Here is a 15,919-nt window from a genome sequence, read left to right as displayed (position 1 = left end):
GTCCTTAATACAGGCATTCGACGGCCATGGCCGTGGCTTCACCGCCGCCAATGCAGATGGCGGCGACCCCGCGTTTGAGGCCTTTCTGGCGCAGGGCCGAGAGCAACGTCACCAGGATGCGCGCACCAGAGGCACCAATCGGATGGCCCAGGGCACAGGCGCCGCCGTGAATGTTGACCTTGCTGTGGGGGATTTCCAGCTTGCTCATGGTCACCAGGCTGACCACCGCAAAGGCTTCGTTGATTTCAAACAAGTCAACGTCGCCCAGGTTCCAACCGGTCTTGCTCATCAGCTTGCGAATCGCGCCCACGGGCGCCACCGGGAAAAGGCCTGGCTCATCGGCAAACGCAGCGTGCCCGTGGATCACCGCCAAGGGCTTGAGGCCACGCTGTTGCGCCTCGGACTGACGCATCAGCAGCAGCGCCGCCGCACCATCGGAAATCGAGCTGGAGTTGGCTGCCGTCACCGTACCGCCCTCGCGGAACGCCGGTTTGAGGCTGGCGATCTTGTCCAGCTTGGCCTTGGGCGGTTGCTCATCATGCAGGATGGTCTTTTGCTCTTTGCCGACGGTGACCTGCACCGGGACGATTTCGGCGGCAAAGCTGCCATGGGTGATGGCCTCTTGCGCACGGGTCAGCGAGGCAATGGCGAAGGCGTCCTGGGCTTCACGGGTGAAACCGTTGTGCTCGGCGCAGTCTTCGGCAAAGGTGCCCATCAGGCGGCCCTTGTCATAGGCGTCTTCGAGGCCGTCGAGGAACATATGGTCAAGCACCTTGCCGTGGCCCATGCGGTAGCCGCTGCGCGCGCGGTCGAGCAGGTACGGTGCGTTGGACATGCTTTCCATGCCGCCGGCGACCACCACATCAACACTGCCGGCCAGCAGCGAATCGTGGGCGAGGATGGTCGCTTCCATGCCCGAGCCGCACATCTTGTTCAAGGTGGTGCAGCGCGTGGCCTTGTCCAGCCCGGCGCCCAAGGCGGCCTGACGCGCAGGCGCCTGGCCCAGGCCTGCGGGCAGCACACAGCCGAACAGCACTTCGTCCACCGCATCCGAGGCAATCCCGGCCCGTTCGACGGCGGCGCGGATCGCGGCAGCGCCCAGTTGCGGCGCGGTCAGGCCTTTGAGGTCGCCCTGGAAACCGCCCATAGGCGTGCGCGCGGCGCTGACGATAACAATCGGATCATTGTTCATGGGGTGCTCGTTCATGGGTGTTCTCCTTACTTGGCGGCCATACGCAAGGCGCCGTCGAGACGGATCACCTCGCCATTGAGCATGCTGTTTTCGATGATGTGGCGTACCAGCGCGGCGTATTCGGCCGGCTTGCCCAAACGCGGCGGGAATGGCACGCCAGCGGCCAGGGAATCGCGCACTTCGGCGGTCATGCCGGCCATCATCGGTGTTTCGAAAATGCCCGGGGCAATGGTCATCACGCGGATGCCAAAGCGCGCCAGCTCGCGAGCCGCGGGCAAGGTCAGGCTGGCGATGGCGCCTTTGGAGGCGGCATACGCTGCCTGGCCGATCTGCCCGTCAAAGGCAGCCACCGAGGCGGTGTTGATGATCACGCCACGCTCGCCGTCGGCGTTTGCTTCGGTTTCAGCAATGGCCGCAGCCGCCAGGCGCAGCAGGTTGAAACTGCCGATCAAGTTGACGTTGATCACCTGGGCAAAGCTGGCCAACGCGTGCGGGCCGTTCTTGCCGAGGATCTTCTCGCCACGTACCACACCGGCGCAGTTGACCAGGCCGTGCAAGCCGCCAAAGGCTGCGACGGCGGCTTGTACGGCCGCTTCGGCGGCGGCTTCCTGGCTGATATCGGCCACGGCGCTGCGGGCGTTGTCACCCAGTTGCTTGGCCTTGGCCGCTACGGCGTCGGCATTGAGGTCGACCAGCATCACCTTGGCACCGGCGCCGATGAGCATTTCAGCGGTGGCCGCGCCGAGGCCCGAAGCACCGCCGCTGACCAGGAATACCTTGTGTTCAATCTGCATCATTGTTTCCTTAAAAGTGGATCAGGCGATGGCCTGTGCCTTCGCAATTTCCTGATTACGCAAAATAAAGCGTTGCAGCTTGCCGCTCGGGGTCTTGGGCAAGTCGCTGACAAATTCGATTTCCCGTGGATAAGCGTGGGCCGCCAGGCGCTTGCGTACGTGCAGTCGCAGTTCCTCGGCCAGTTCCGGCGTGGCGCGGTACTGCTCGTTGATCACTACAAAGGCTTTGACCAGTTCGGTGCGCTCCGGGCACGGCTTGCCGACGACGGCGGCTTCGACCACGGCCGGGTGTTCGACCAGTGCGCTTTCGATGTCGAATGGCCCTACACGGTAGCCGGACGTGGTGATCACATCGTCACTGCGCCCGACAAAGCTGATGCTGCCATCAGGGTTCAGCTCCACGGTGTCGCCACTGAGGTAATACTTGCCGACAAATGCCTTGGTCTTGACGCCGTCGTAGCCGGCAAACCAGCACATCGGCGACTGGTCACGGTCAATGGCGAGAATGCCCGGCTGGCCCGCCGGCAGTTCCTGGTACTCATCATCGAGCACCACAATGCGGTGGCCCGGTGAAGCAAAGCCCGCCGAGCCAACGTGCACGGGGTGCGCCAGGCCGTGGTGGTTGCACAGCACCATGCCCAGTTCGGTCTGGCCGTAATGGTCATGAATGACCACGCCCAGGTTATCGCCGAACCAGCGGATCACTTCCGGGTTCAGCGGCTCGCCGGCGCTGCTGACGATACGCAGCTTGCCCTTGATGGCGCGCGCGAACTGCTCGCCACCAGCGATCAGCAGGCGGTAAGCGGTCGGCGAACCGGTGAGGTTGGTAATTCCGTACTTATTGATGACCCGGCAGGTGCTTTCCAGGGTGAAGGGCCCATCGTAGAAGGTAATCGGGTGGCCCATGGACAGCGGCCCGGTCACGCCGAAATAGATGCCATAGGCCCAGCCCGGGTCGGCGACATTCCAAAAGGCATCTTCAGGGCGCAAGTCCACCGCGTCGCGGGTGTAGCTCTGGAACGCAACGATGGCCTTGAGCGGCACCGACAGCGCTTTTGATGGGCCGGTGGTGCCCGAGGTGAACATCAGCAGGAACGGGTCTTCTGCGCCCAGCAGCACCGGCTCGCAGGTGTTTGAATAATTCGGCAGTTCAGCCCAGAAACTATAGTCGCCGCGCACGATGCCTTCGCCCTTGTCCCCGGCCACCGTGACGATGGTCGGGCAGCCTTCCACGTCTGCGAGCTTGGGGCGGTTGACCGCATCCGTGACCACCAGTACGGCGCCGGAGCTGTTCAGCCGATGCTCGATGGCCTTGGGCCCGAAGGCGGTAAACAGCGGCTGGTAAACCGCGCCGATACGCCACGTGGCGAACACCACTACCAATAACTCTGCCGTGCGCGGCAGCAGGCCCGCCACCTTGTCACCGCGTTGCACGCCCTGGGCCAGGAGGAAATTGGCGAAACGCGCGGCCTGGTCCTGCAATTGGGTAAAGGTCACGGTGGCGCTGCGCCCGTCCTTGCCTTCCCAAAACAACGCGATGCGCCCCGGCAGCGCATGGCGGTCGCAACACTCCACACAGGCATTCAGGGCTTGCAGGTTGCCGGACAAGGCGGCGTTGACGGTGTGCTGGTAATCGAACGCAGTGGTGGCAGCCAAATACTCACGCATGGTTCCAAATCCTTGTGTGTTTTTATTTTCAGGACATTTTTCACGACGAGAATCGCTGAAATAGTCGCTCTAGAGCGCTGTGGCGGCAATGGTCAAAGCCTTCAACTTGGCTGACTGGTTTGGCCAATCATTGATCCGGCTTATCAGCCGGTCAGCCGCAGTGATTGGACGCTGCGGGTGCGAACTCCTAATCTTTAGGCCTGCGCCACCAAAGAAGCCGTCTGCCGATGATCGTCCGCCCTAAACCCAACCTCGTGGGTATCCTGTTTTCGTTGAAAGGCTCGATTGCCAAGCGCATCGCCTTGCGCAGCCTGTTGGTCACACTGCTGGCCTCGGTGATCGTGCTGGTGGAGACCCTGCACCCGGCCTACTTCTCCAAGGTCAATGCCACACCGTTCACCTTGCTCGGGCTGTCGTTGTCGATCTTCATGAGCTTTCGCAACAACGCCTGCTATGACCGTTGGTGGGAAGGCCGCAAGCAACTGGGGCAGATGATCATCGAGGTGCGCTCGCTGATTCGCGAAACCCAAGTGCTGGGCGACTCACCCGAGCGCGCCAGCCTGTTGCGTGGATTGTGCGGGTTTGCCCACGGCCTGGTCGCGCACCTGCGCCGTGAAGATGAAGCCCGCGTTATCACACCCTGGATAGCGGTTGACCGGGCGCATCCCAATCTTCCCGACCACGTGCTGCAACAACTGGGCGCGCGGTTTTCGCAGCTGGCCGAACAGGGCGTGATCAGTGAATGGCGCTACACCCAGCTGGAAACCCGGTTGGTCAGCCTCAGCCTGGTACAGGCGTCCTGCGAGCGGATCAAAACCACGCCACTGCCCTTCCCTTACACCTTGCTGCTGCACCGCACCATTTACCTGTTCTGCATTCTTTTGCCATTCGCCATGGCCGAGCCGCTGGGCTGGTTGACGCCGGTGTTCACCGCCATCGTCAGCTACACGTTCTTCGGTTTGGATGAAATCGGTGATGATCTGGAAGACCCGTTCGGTTTTGACGAGAACGATCTGCCCTGCAACGCCATCGTGCGCACACTGGAGCGCGAAATCCTTGCAGCCCTGGGTGAAAGCGACCTGCCGTCTGCCCTGGAACCGGTCGAATACGTGCTGGACTGATGCGGGTTTGACACTCGTCGTGGTCTGGCCGAAGCTTGAGGCTTTGCGATAGCTGCCCCCAGCTTTTGGACGCCTGCATGTCAAAGTCACGCCGTTACTCCATCATCGGCCTGTGCGCCCTGTTGTTGCTTGTCCTGGTCACTTGGTATTTCTCCCGCTCCACCCCGGTGGCCGTGCCGTCGGCGATTGCCCATGGTTATGCCAAGGCGCTGAAACAGGCGCGCAACGGTGAACCAGGCGCCGCCCGTGTGCTGTATCAACAGCTCGGTCGACCAGACTTGTCGCCGGAACGTCGCGCCGCATTGCACGCCGAACTGCCCAATTACCCGAGCCCCCAAGCGCTGAAGCTGGCGGATAAAGACCTGGCGGATGAGTCGCCGTTAGTTCGCGAGGCGGCGATTCACAGCATTGTCGGGCTGGTGCCCAGCGGCCAACGCACTTTGCTGCTTGGCCCGGCGCTGGATGACCCAGAACAAGAGGTACGCTTTGCTGCCGCCAATGCCTTGCTCGGCCTGTCGCCGGATACCCTGGGCCTGTATTTCGGGCCTTTGCAGCAAGTGCTCGATGAGTTTGTGAAAAAGCTCAAGGCTGAACCGGAAACCGCCGAGGGCTGGATTCAGCTGGCGCGCTTGTATATCCACAGCGCCCTGCTGCCGGACGCGCAACATGCGCTGGAGCAGGCCATGCGCCTGCAGCCGGACAACCTGCAAGCCGTGGTGGCGCAGATCGAATTGCTCGATAAACAGGGCAAGACCGACGAGTCCCGCCAGTTGCTGGCGCGGCAGTTGGCGGCGCATCCAGAGTCGGCCTACCTGCAACACGCCCTGGGCATGTGGCTGTTGCACCATGGGGAGCGGCCGTACGCGCTGCTTGGGCTGTCCAAGGCCGTAGAGCTTGAGCCGGACAATCAGGATTACCGCTTCGACCTCGCCACTACGTTGCATGCCCAGGAAGAAGTGGACGCGGCCCAGCGTCAGTTGGAGGAAATCGTCCAGCGGCATCCGGCTAATCGCAAGGCGCGTGTGTTGCTGGTCAGCTATTGGAAAGAAACCGGGCAGTTGCAGAATGTGCAGGTGTTACTGGCTCAGTTGGAGCAGCAGAATCCGGATGATCCGGCGTTGCAGCAGGGGCTTTAGCCAAGTACACCCCATGCAGCTCTGCTCTTCTGTGGGAACTGGCCGCGAATTCACTACGATTTATACGACAGGTTGAACCGCCACAAACCGCTACGGTCAAGTAAATATGGCGCGCCCAAGGTGACGCGCCTCCCCTTACTTGTACGTGACCCGAGGGCACTTCTTGTCTACATCCAAAGAGCTGTTCAGTGAAAAGGCGGCCACCGGCATCGAAGGTCTTGACGACATTCTTTCCGGAGGGCTATCACGCAGCCACCTGTTCCTGCTGGAAGGCGAACCTGGCACCGGGAAAACCACCGTAGCGCTGCACTTCCTGCAAGCCGGCGCGAAAAACGGTGAGCGATCCTTGTACATCACCCTGTCAGAAACCGAACGCGAGTTGCGCCAGGGCGCCAAGTCCCACGGCTGGGACCTGGACGACAATATTCACATCTTCGAATTGACCCCACCAGAAAGCCTGCTCGACGCCAATCACCAGCAAAGCCTTCTGTACTCCTCCGACCTGGAACTGGGTGAAGCCACCCGGCAGATTTTTGAAGTGGTGGAACGGGTCAAGCCAACCCGCGTGGTAATCGACAGCCTTTCGGAAATCCGCCTGCTGGCGCAAAGCTCGCTGCGCTATCGCCGCCAGATCCTGGCGATCAAACATTACTTTGTGCGCTACGACGCCACCGTCCTGCTGCTTGACGACCTGACCACCGAATCCCTGGATAAAACTGTACACAGCGTGGCCCACGGCGTGATTCGCCTGGAAGAACTGACGCCCAGCTACGGCGCCGAACGCCGCCGCATCCGCGTGGTGAAATACCGTGGACAGAAATACCGTGGTGGCTTTCACGACTTCACCATCATGGCAGACGGCATCCATGTGTTCCCGCGCCTGGTAGCCGCCGAGCACCGTGGCGGTTACGTGCGCCAGACCTTGAGCAGCGGCATCCGTGCAATGGACGCCTTGATGGGCGGCGGCGTCGAAACCGGCTCCAGCACGCTTATCCTCGGCCCGGCCGGTACCGGCAAATCATTGATCTCGATGATCTTTGCCGCCGCCGCTGTCGCCCGTGGCGAAAAAGCCGCACTGTTCATTTTCGATGAAGAGCTGGGCCTGTTGTTCGAGCGCATGAAAAACATGGGCATCGACCTCGCTGCGCTGCAAGACACCGGCAACCTGCTGATCGAACAAGTCGACGCTGCCGAGTTGTCACCCGGCGAGTTCTCCCACCGCGTGCGGCGCTGTGTCGATGAGCGCGGGATCAAAACCGTGGTGATCGACAGTATCAACGGCTACCAGGCGGCGATGCCTGAAGAAAATGCGCTGATCCTGCACATGCACGAGCTGTTGCTGTACCTGAACCGTCGCGGCGCGGCGACGTTCATGACGGTGGCTCAACATGGGCTCGTAGGTGACATGCAGGCTCCCGTCGACATTACCTACCTGGCCGACACCGTGATCCTGTTGCGTTACTTCGAAGCTCTCGGCAAGGTGCGCCGAGCCATCTCGATCATCAAGAAACGCACAGGCACCCACGAATCGACCATTCGCGAATACCGCATCGCCAGCAATGGCCTGACGGTGGGCGAGCCTCTGGACAACTTCCAGGGCGTGCTACGCGGTATCCCAACGTATATGGGCGCCGGTTCCCCACTGCTCAAGGAAGAGGGCGTGTGACCGGCCTTACTCCCGTCTCCGAGCGCGCAATCATCCTCGCGCCATTGGGCCGTGACGGCTCCCTGGCGCTGATGATGCTTAATGAAGCCGGCTACACCGGCATGGTTGCCGCTAACCTGACTGAACTCTGCCAAGCACTTGAGCAAGGCGCCGGCATGTTGGTGATTGCCGCCGAAGCCCTGCGCGGTGTGGATATGGAACCTCTGTTGCACTACCTGCACGAGCAGCCGGCCTGGTCCGACTTGCCCATCGTGCTGATGACCCACCATGGCGGCAGTGAACAGAACGGCTCATCCCACCTCAGCGGCCTGCTGGGCAACGTGACATTCCTGGAACGCCCTTTCCATCCGGTGACCTTGATCAGCCTGGTGAGCGCCGCGCTGCGTGGGCGACGCCGCCAATACGAGGCCCGTGACCGCCTGGTTGATTTGAGCGAGAGCGAACGGCGCCTGCAAAGCACCCTGGAGACCCTTGAGCAGCAGGTCGAAGAACGCACGGCGCAACTGCGCAATAACGAAGAAGCCCTGCGCCAGTCACAGAAAATGGAGGCTGTCGGCCAGTTGACCGGCGGTATCGCTCACGACTTCAACAACATGCTTACCGGCATTATCGGCAGCCTGGAGCTGCTGCGCAGGCGGGTTGCCCGTGGAAAACTGGACGATCTGGACAGCCTGATTGACCTGGGTGTGACGTCGGCCAACCGCGCCGCCGGCCTGACTCATCGACTGCTTGCCTTCTCACGCCGCCAGTCGCTGGACTCCAAGCCCGTAGAGATCAACCAGCTGGTCAGCTCCATGGGCGAACTGTTGCAACGCAGTATCAACGAAAGCATTGCCTTGGACATGCGCCTCACCGATGAACTGTGGACCGCCGAGGCCGACCCCAATCAGCTGGAGAGCGCCCTGCTCAACCTGGTGATCAACGCGCGCGATGCCATGCCCACGGGTGGCAGCCTCACCGTGGAGACCACCAATCGCCACCTGGACAACGTGTTCACCACCGCCTATGGCACCTTGCTGCCCGGCGATTACGTGGAGCTGAGCGTCAGTGACACCGGCTGCGGTATTCCGGAAAGCTTGCTGGGCCGTGTCTTCGACCCGTTCTTCACCACTAAGCCGATCGGCCAGGGCACCGGCCTGGGCCTGTCGATGATCTACGGCTTTGCCCGGCAATCCCATGGGCATGTGACCATCCACAGTGAGGTTGGCAAGGGCACCACTGTCAGCCTGTTCCTGCCGCGTTTTATGGGTGAACGCATCGCGGACGTTGCCGTCAACCCGGCACTGCTGCCGTTCGCCAATGCAGGCGAGACCGTCTTGATTGTCGAGGATGATCCGGCCGTGCGCGTACTGGTCAGCGTGGTGCTCAAGGAGTTGGGCTATGCCTTTGTCGAGGCGGGTGATGCCAACACAGCTGTGCCGATTATCGAGTCAGATCAGCGCATTGACTTGTTGATCAGTGATGTGGGCTTGCCCGGCATGAACGGGCGGCAACTGGCAGAAATCGGCCGGCAATTGCGCCCGGAACTGAAGGTATTGTTTATCACTGGCTACGCTGAGCACGCGGCGGTGCGCGGCGGGTTCCTGGACCCGGGGATGCAGCTGATCACCAAGCCGTTCACCTTCGACCTGCTGACGGCCAAGGTGCGCGAGATGATCAAGCAATAGGGCTGCGCGAGGCAGCCCTGGTGCTTCAGGCCAACAGGCGCTGGATATGCTCTTGCAAGGTATCCAGATCAAACGGCTTGGCCAGGATCGGCGCATTGCGCGTGATCGGGCTGTTGCAGTCGAGTATTTCCTGCGGGTAACCGCTGATAAAGATCACTTTCAATTCAGGTCGCAGCTTGATCGCAGGCTCAGCGATCTGCACCCCGGAAATCCCGCCCGGCAGGCGGTAATCCGTCACCATCAGGTCCAGGTGCGGCTTGGTGGCGAGAATCTCGAAGGCCTGCTCCCCATCGATCGCCTTCAGCACCCGGTAGCCCAGGCCTGCCAGGTATTCGCCGAGCACGAACATAATGGATTCGTCGTCTTCGACGATCAGTACGACATCTTGTGCATCTTCACTCATGGGAAGCCTTTGTCCGGTCAGTTGCTGCAAGTACGACCATGGGGTCACGCAGAGGTTGCGTCGAGGTGACGATTGATTTCATTGCGGCTCGCCAAGCGGCAGGCACACCCTGAACAACGCACCCTCGCCTATCTGGCTTTCGACCTCGATGGTGCCGCCATGGGCGGTCACGATCTGCTCGGAAATAAACAAGCCCAGGCCCAGGCCTGCTGCGACATGGCTGGCCGAAACACGTTCGAATTGCTGAAAAATACGCTTCTGGTTGTCTGCGCTGATGCCAATGCCACGGTCGCGCACCTCGACCCGTGCCTCACCGTGTTCGGTGTACACCCGCACATCCACCGGGCTTTTGGCCCCATAACGCAAAGCGTTGGTCAGCAGGTTAGTGACCACTTGCTCAATGCGGAACTCATCCCAGTTGCCCTCCACCGGTTCATCGGCCACCAGGTGCATGGTTGAGCCGGCGGATGCCACTTGCGGGGCGAAGTTTTGCACCATGTTGCGCACCAGCTGCGCCAAGTCAAAGCGCGCCGGACGGATCGACAGTTTGCCGGTGCGAATGCGCGACACGTCGAGCATGTCTTCGATCAGGCGGATCAGGCTCTGGATCTGGCGCTCATCGCGGTCGACCATGGCGTGCATCTTGTCCAGCGTAAACGCGGCGGCGTTATCCCGTGCCAGGTGCATCTTGCGCAGCTGGGTCTCCAAAATCAGTCCGTTAAGCGGTGTACGCACTTCGTGGGCGACGATCGACATGAAGTCGTCACGCATGCGCACGGCCTGCTCAAGCTCGGCCTGGGTGGCCTGCAGGCGCGTCAGCAGCAGCTCCTGCTCGCGGCGGCTGCGCTCCAGGGCTTCGACCTGCTGTTTCATGGCCTTGCTCTGGCGGTACAGGTCGACGAACACATTGACCTTGCTCTTCACCGCGTGGATATCCAGCGGCTTGTGCAAGAAATCCACCGCGCCGCTCTCATAGCCTTTGAAGGCGTAGTTGAGTTCGCGGCCGGCGGCGCTGACGAACACAATCGGGATGTTCTTGGTCTTTTCGGTGCCGCGCATCAGTTCGGCCAGCTCGAAACCGTTCATGCCGGGCATCTGCACATCGAGAATCGCCATGGCGAACTCATGCTCCAGCAACAGTGACAAGGCCTCGTCGGCGCTCAATGCCTTGAAGACCTGGCGATCCTCGCGCTTGATCAGCGCTTCGAGGGCCAGCAGGTTTTCCGGCAGATCGTCGACGATCAGCAGTTTGGCCTGGACAGTACTTAACATGGGGAAGATTCCAGGGAAGCCAGCAGTGAGCCAATCTGGCTCAAGGTGAGAATATGATCAGGTGTGTGCAAGGCCAGCGCCGCCAGGGGCATCACGGCAATGCGTGCTTCTGAGGGGTCTTGGACGACGGTGGTGCCACCCGATTGCTTGACATGGGCAAGGCCACGCGCGCCGTCCTGGTTGGCGCCGGTCAGCAGGATCGCCAGCAGGCCCTTGCCATAGGCATCGGCAGCCGAGGCGAACAGGTAATCGATGGCGGGCCGGGAATGGTGCACGCGGTCTTCCTGGCTCATCGACAGGCTGCGATCGTTTTCCACCGACAGGTGATAACCGGGGCCGGCAAAGTACAGGGTGCCTGGCGCAATCATTTCCTTGTCGCGCGCTTCATGCACCGGAATGCTCAAGCGCCGCGCAAAGACTTCGGCCAATTGGCTGCGGCGCTCGTCCGGCAGGTGCAATACCGCAATGATCGGCAAACCGAATGTGTCCGGCAACCCGCCAAAAATACTCAGCAACGCCTCAACGCCGCCGGCGGAGGCGCCGACGACGATGGCTTCAATCCCGCGCGGCGGGTGTGTTGCGGCGCTACTCATGATTTTCGGTAGATCCGTTCCTGTTTGACCAAGGGTTCGAATTGCTTGCTGTAGGCGGAAAAATCCAGGGTTTCCTTACTGCCAAGCACCAGGAAGCCGCGATGACACAGCGACTCATGAAACAACCCAAACGCTCGATCCTGAAGTTTTTTATTGAAGTAAATCAATACATTACGACATGAAATTAATTGAGTTTCTGAGAATACGCTGTCCGTTGCCAGGCTATGGTCGGCAAACGTCACGTTCTCACGCAAGGTCTTGTCGAAGATCGCGTAATCGTAAGCCGCTGTGTAGTAGTCGGCAAATGAACGTTGGCCACCGGCCTGCTGATAATTGGCGGTGTACGCACGCACGTTCTCCAGGGAGAAAATCCCTTGCTTGGCTTTGTCCAGGGACGCCGGGTTGATGTCCGTGGCGTAGATGATAGTGCGCTCAAGCAAGCCCTCCTCACGCAGCAGGATGGCCATGGAGTACACCTCCTCGCCCGTGCTGCAGCCGGCAATCCAGATTTTGATCGATGGGTAGGTCTTGAGCAGCGGCACCACTTCCCGGCGGATCGCCAGAAAGTGCGACGGGTCGCGAAACATCTCGCTCACCGGGATTGTCAGAAATTGCAATAGCTGCATAAACGCCGACGGGTCGTGCAGCACACGTTCCTGCAACGCCGAAATGGTGGCGCAGTCGAACTGGCGCAAGGCATGCGCCACACGCCGTTTGACCGACGCACCGGAATAGTCGCGAAAGTCATAGCTGTACTTGAGGTAAATCGCCTCGATCAGCAGGCGCAGCTCAATATCGCTGCTTTTATCCAAAAAACTTCGCTCCACTTAAATGCGTTCCATCTTCGGTAGCCAAACGCGAATCAGCGAGAACAGCCGGTCCAGATCGATTGGCTTGGCCAGGTAATCATTGGAGCCCGCCGCCAGGCAGCGTTCCTGATCGTCCTTCATGGCCTTGGCCGTCACCGCAATAATCGGCAGTTTCTTCCAGCGCGGGTCCTGGCGGATCAAGGCTGTCGCTTCATAGCCGTCCATCTCCGGCATCATCACGTCCATCAGCACCAGATCGATATCGTCGACTTCATTGAGTTTGTCGATGGCTTCACGGCCGTTACGGCCGATCACCACCACGGCGCCTTTGTGCTCCAGGGCGCTGGTCAGGGCGAAGATGTTGCGCACATCGTCGTCCACCAACAGGATCTTGCGCCCCTCGAAGACCTTGTCGCGGCTGCGGGCGGTCTTGAGCATCTTCTGGCGGTCATGGGACAGCTGGGATTCGACTTTGTGCAGAAACAGTGTCACTTCGTCCAGCAAGCGTTCAGGTGAGCGCGCGCCTTTGATGATGATCGAGCGCGAGTACTTGCGCAGCTCGGCCTCTTCGTCGCGGGTCAGGTTGCGCCCGGTGTAGACGATCACCGGCGGGAACGAGCAGATATCCTCGGTGGCCATGCGCTTGAGCAGCTCATTGCCGAGCATGTCCGGCAACTTCAAGTCGATGATCATGCAGTCGTAGATGTTGGTACGCAGCAGGTCCAGCGCGGCCTGGGCGTAGCCGACGTCGGTGATTTCGATGTCATCGTCGCCGATCAGGCGGGCAATGCTGTCGCGCTGCAGGTCATCGTCTTCCACCAGCAGCACGCGCTTGACCTTTTGGGTCAGCTTGGCCTCCAGGCGCGCAAACACGTCCTTGAGCTCTTCGCGGGTGGTCGGCTTCACCGCATAACCGATGGCGCCCATGTGCATGGCCGCTTCGACGCGGTCTTCGACGGAGATCACATGCACCGGAATGTGACGGGTATTGGCGTGTTCCTTGAGGCGTTGCAGCACGGTCAGCCCGGAGTGGTCAGGCAGGCGCATGTCCAGCAGGATCGCGTCCGGGATGTACTCCTCGGCCAGGCTATAGCCTTCGTCTGCGCCGTGGGCGACCAGGCAGTGGTAGCCCAGTTCGTGGGCGAGGTCGAAGAGGATGCGGGCAAAATTGGGTTCATCTTCCACCACCAGGATGCAGCGGGTGGCGAACGGCGCCTTGTCACGGTCATCGGCAAAGCGCGGGATCTGTTTGGCATCGGCCACCGGCAACGGCGAGACCGCTATCGGCTTGGGTGCAGGCGCCGCCACCACTTGGCGTGGCGCCTCGACTGGCGCGGCGCCCTCCTCACGTTCTACATACTGCTCCGGCAGCACCAGGGTGAACACGCTGCCCTTGCCCGGCTCGCTGGTCACGCTGATGTAGCCGCCGAGCAAGGTCGCCAGGTCACGGGAGATCGACAGGCCCAGGCCCGTGCCGCCGTAACGGCGGTTGGTGGTGCCATCGGCCTGGCGGAAGGCTTCGAAGATGCTTTCCTGCTGGTCCGGCGCGATGCCAATGCCCGAATCGCGCACGGTAAAGGCTACGCCCTCGCCTGGCGCACGGGAAACCGACAGGCTGACATCACCGGCCTCGGTGAACTTGACCGCGTTGGACAGCAGGTTCTTGAGGATCTGCTCCAGGCGCTGGCGGTCGGTGAACAGCATCGGCGGCGCATCCGCTTGAATGTCCACCTGGAAGCCCAGCTTGCGGTCAGCCGCCAGCGGCTCGAACATCCCGCGCAGGCCATCGACCAGGCGTGCCACGCTGGAGTTTTCCGGGCGCATCTCCAGCTTGCCGGCTTCGACCTTGGAAATATCCAGGATGTCGTTGATCAGGTTCAGCAGGTCATTGCCCGCCGAATAGATCGACTCGGCAAACTTGACCTGTTCGGCGCTGAGGTTTTCCTGGGGGTTCTCGGCCAGCAACTTGGCCAGGATCAACGAGCTGTTGAGCGGCGTGCGCAGCTCATGGGACATGTTGGCGAGGAATTCGGACTTGTACTTGCTGGAGCGCTGCAGCTCATCGGCGCGGTCTTCCAGCTCCAGCTGGGCCTGGTTCAGCTGAACGTTCTTGCGGTCCATGGCGTCGCGCTGTTCGGCCAGGGTCTGGGTCTGCTCGGCCAGTTGCTCGTTGGTTTGCTCAAGCTCCGCCTGCTGGGTTTCCAGGTGGGCCTGGGACTCCTTGAGGATACGCGACTGCTCTTCGAGCTCTTCGTTGGCGGTCTTGAGTTCTTCCTGCTGCACTTGCAGCTCTTCGTTGAGCTGCTGGGTTTCGGCCAGCACTTCCTGCAGGCGCTGGCGATAGCGGGCGGCTTCGATGGAAGTGCCGATATTGCCGGCAATCAGCTCCAACAGCTCGACGTCACGCTCATCCAACGGGCGCAGGAAGCCGAGTTCGATCACGCCGTTGACGCGATCATCGTCGCTGGTCGGTACCACCAGCACGCTGCGGGTCGAACCTTCGCCCAGGCCGGAACTGACCTTGAAGTAATCCACCGGCACATCGTCCAGACGAATCAGGCGATCAAGCTGGGCGGCCTGCCCGACGATGCCCTCGTCGCTGTAGATCGCCTGCTCTTTTTGCTCCTGCTCACGGGAGAAACCGTAGGTGGCCACACGCTTGAGGCCGCCGTGCTCTTCGCGCACGTATAACGCCGCGACCGCCGAGCCCATGTATTGGGCAAAGAACTGCAGGATATTGCGCCCGAGCATGTTCAGGGTCAGTTGGCCGAGCACCTGTTCGGCCAATTCGGTCTGGCCGTTACGCAGCCAGGCCTGTTGTTCCAGGCGCCGCGCGATCTTCTGTTGTGACGCGAGGTTTGCACTGTAACTATTTGAAAGTGCGATTAAATTTTTTCTGCCTATATAAGCCAGAAAACCGCTCAACCCAAGCACAAAGGCCAGGTACAAGGTCACACTGATAATCGTTGTGCGGGTCACGTCGGCATTGCGCGATACGCGGAACGCTTGCTCCATCGCCACCGCATCCGCGTATTCGTTGCGAATCGCGTCGGTCAAGCTCTTGCCCCGGCCGGCCTTCACCGCCGCACGGTAGTCACCGCTGCTGCGCTGCAAGTCGATCATCGACTGGGCGTACTTGTTCCACTCGTACTGCATCGACTCCAGGCGCTTGAGGCGATCAACCTGCTGCGGATTGTCCGCCACCAGCTCCTGCAGGTTGCGCAAATCACCAATGATCCGCGGCTTGGCCACTTCGTAAGGGTCGAGGAAATGCTCGTCGCCGGTGATCAGGAAGCCGCGCAAGCCGGTTTCCAGGTCCACCGTCAGCTTGGACGACTCATTGAGGTTATTGATGACCCGGTCGGTGTGCTCCACCCACTGAATCACCGACAACAAATAAGTGATCAGGCAGACGAAAAACACCGCGCTGAGTACGCCAACGCCCAACGGCAACGCCACGTTTCGGCTCAGCAGGGTACGGAAGCTCTTTTCATCGACGGACGACGCGGGAGTCATGGGCATGCCTTGGCCAAGTGCGGAAAAAGGGGGAGTTTGCCCGAATATCAGGGGGTAAGGCTATGTTTTGTGCGTTGGTTTG

At 60.9% G+C, this 15,919-nt stretch carries 12 protein-coding genes; 4 read left to right on the top strand and 8 right to left on the bottom strand.

The features are described from left to right. Window positions 1–4: 4 nt before the first annotated feature. From FFI16_RS11850 to FFI16_RS11840, 3 genes are read right to left on the bottom strand one after another with little or no spacing between them, the layout of a single operon-like run. Entirely contained in the window at window positions 5–1,192 is a 1,188-nt protein-coding gene (locus FFI16_RS11850) for an acetyl-CoA C-acyltransferase (RefSeq protein ID WP_138817777.1), read from the bottom strand. Between the two features lie 26 nt (window positions 1,193–1,218). Next, complete coding sequence (locus FFI16_RS11845) at window positions 1,219–1,986, bottom strand: SDR family NAD(P)-dependent oxidoreductase (RefSeq protein ID WP_138817686.1); 768 nt, start codon at window positions 1,984–1,986, stop codon at window positions 1,219–1,221. Window positions 1,987–2,007: 21 nt separating this feature from the next. Next, window positions 2,008–3,654 (bottom strand): AMP-binding protein, encoded by a 1,647-nt coding sequence (locus FFI16_RS11840; RefSeq protein ID WP_138817687.1) that lies wholly within the window; start codon window positions 3,652–3,654, stop codon window positions 2,008–2,010. 227 nt (window positions 3,655–3,881) lie between these two features. On the opposite strand from FFI16_RS11840, the gene FFI16_RS11835 reads away from it, so the two are divergent. The 4 genes from FFI16_RS11835 (at window position 3,882) to FFI16_RS11820 (ending at window position 9,244) form a co-directional block, all read left to right on the top strand. Next, window positions 3,882–4,775 carry a bestrophin family protein gene (locus FFI16_RS11835; RefSeq protein WP_138817688.1) on the top strand — a complete coding sequence of 298 codons (894 nt, stop codon included), beginning with the start codon at window positions 3,882–3,884 and terminating at the stop codon, window positions 4,773–4,775. A 77-nt stretch (window positions 4,776–4,852) separates the two neighbouring features. Then, window positions 4,853–5,911, top strand: coding sequence for a HEAT repeat domain-containing protein (locus tag FFI16_RS11830; RefSeq protein ID WP_138817689.1), 1,059 nt, complete (start codon window positions 4,853–4,855; stop codon window positions 5,909–5,911). Window positions 5,912–6,074: 163 nt separating this feature from the next. Beyond that, on the top strand, window positions 6,075–7,577 hold the full coding sequence (locus tag FFI16_RS11825; RefSeq protein ID WP_138817690.1) for an ATPase domain-containing protein: 1,503 nt from the start codon (window positions 6,075–6,077) through the stop codon (window positions 7,575–7,577). Beyond that, complete coding sequence (locus FFI16_RS11820; protein ID WP_138817691.1) at window positions 7,574–9,244, top strand: ATP-binding protein; 1,671 nt, start codon at window positions 7,574–7,576, stop codon at window positions 9,242–9,244. The genes FFI16_RS11825 and FFI16_RS11820 overlap by 4 nt, the downstream gene beginning before the upstream one ends. A 25-nt stretch (window positions 9,245–9,269) precedes the next feature. Here the strand turns inward: FFI16_RS11820 and FFI16_RS11815 are convergent, their stop codons facing one another. The 5 genes from FFI16_RS11815 to FFI16_RS11795 all read right to left on the bottom strand — a co-directional run bounded on the left by FFI16_RS11815 (window position 9,270) and on the right by FFI16_RS11795 (window position 15,837). Continuing rightward, window positions 9,270–9,647, bottom strand: a complete 378-nt coding sequence (locus FFI16_RS11815; protein ID WP_003217591.1) for a response regulator — start codon at window positions 9,645–9,647, stop codon at window positions 9,270–9,272. A 78-nt stretch (window positions 9,648–9,725) separates the two neighbouring features. Then, on the bottom strand, window positions 9,726–10,919 hold the full coding sequence (locus FFI16_RS11810) for a hybrid sensor histidine kinase/response regulator (protein ID WP_138817692.1): 1,194 nt from the start codon (window positions 10,917–10,919) through the stop codon (window positions 9,726–9,728). Beyond that, the gene (locus FFI16_RS11805) at window positions 10,913–11,512 is read right to left on the bottom strand and encodes a chemotaxis protein CheB (RefSeq protein WP_138817693.1); all 600 of its coding nucleotides are present in this window, start codon (window positions 11,510–11,512) and stop codon (window positions 10,913–10,915) included. The genes FFI16_RS11810 and FFI16_RS11805 overlap by 7 nt, the downstream gene beginning before the upstream one ends. Next, window positions 11,509–12,339, bottom strand: a complete 831-nt coding sequence (locus FFI16_RS11800; protein ID WP_178112671.1) for a protein-glutamate O-methyltransferase CheR — start codon at window positions 12,337–12,339, stop codon at window positions 11,509–11,511. The genes FFI16_RS11805 and FFI16_RS11800 overlap by 4 nt, the downstream gene beginning before the upstream one ends. Further along, window positions 12,340–15,837 carry a response regulator gene (locus FFI16_RS11795; protein WP_138817695.1) on the bottom strand — a complete coding sequence of 1,166 codons (3,498 nt, stop codon included), beginning with the start codon at window positions 15,835–15,837 and terminating at the stop codon, window positions 12,340–12,342. It abuts the gene before it with no gap. Between the last annotated feature and the right edge of the window lie 82 nt (window positions 15,838–15,919).

The sequence above is a fragment of the Pseudomonas sp. KBS0710 genome, assembly GCF_005938045.2.
In the GTDB taxonomy this organism is placed as follows: Bacteria; Pseudomonadota; Gammaproteobacteria; order Pseudomonadales; family Pseudomonadaceae; genus Aquipseudomonas.
This window is presented reverse-complemented; position numbering and strand designations above follow the sequence as displayed.

Coding starts and splice junctions, on each gene's coding strand:
- FFI16_RS11850 (WP_138817777.1), bottom strand. CDS start 1,192: ATGAACAATGATCCGATTGTTATCGTCAGCGCCGCGCGCACGCCTATG.
- FFI16_RS11845 (WP_138817686.1), bottom strand. CDS start 1,986: ATGCAGATTGAACACAAGGTATTCCTGGTCAGCGGCGGTGCTTCGGGC.
- FFI16_RS11840 (WP_138817687.1), bottom strand. CDS start 3,654: ATGCGTGAGTATTTGGCTGCCACCACTGCGTTCGATTACCAGCACACC.
- FFI16_RS11835 (WP_138817688.1), top strand. CDS start 3,882: ATGATCGTCCGCCCTAAACCCAACCTCGTGGGTATCCTGTTTTCGTTG.
- FFI16_RS11830 (WP_138817689.1), top strand. CDS start 4,853: ATGTCAAAGTCACGCCGTTACTCCATCATCGGCCTGTGCGCCCTGTTG.
- FFI16_RS11815 (WP_003217591.1), bottom strand. CDS start 9,647: ATGAGTGAAGATGCACAAGATGTCGTACTGATCGTCGAAGACGACGAA.
- FFI16_RS11810 (WP_138817692.1), bottom strand. CDS start 10,919: ATGTTAAGTACTGTCCAGGCCAAACTGCTGATCGTCGACGATCTGCCG.
- FFI16_RS11805 (WP_138817693.1), bottom strand. CDS start 11,512: ATGAGTAGCGCCGCAACACACCCGCCGCGCGGGATTGAAGCCATCGTC.
- FFI16_RS11795 (WP_138817695.1), bottom strand. CDS start 15,837: ATGACTCCCGCGTCGTCCGTCGATGAAAAGAGCTTCCGTACCCTGCTG.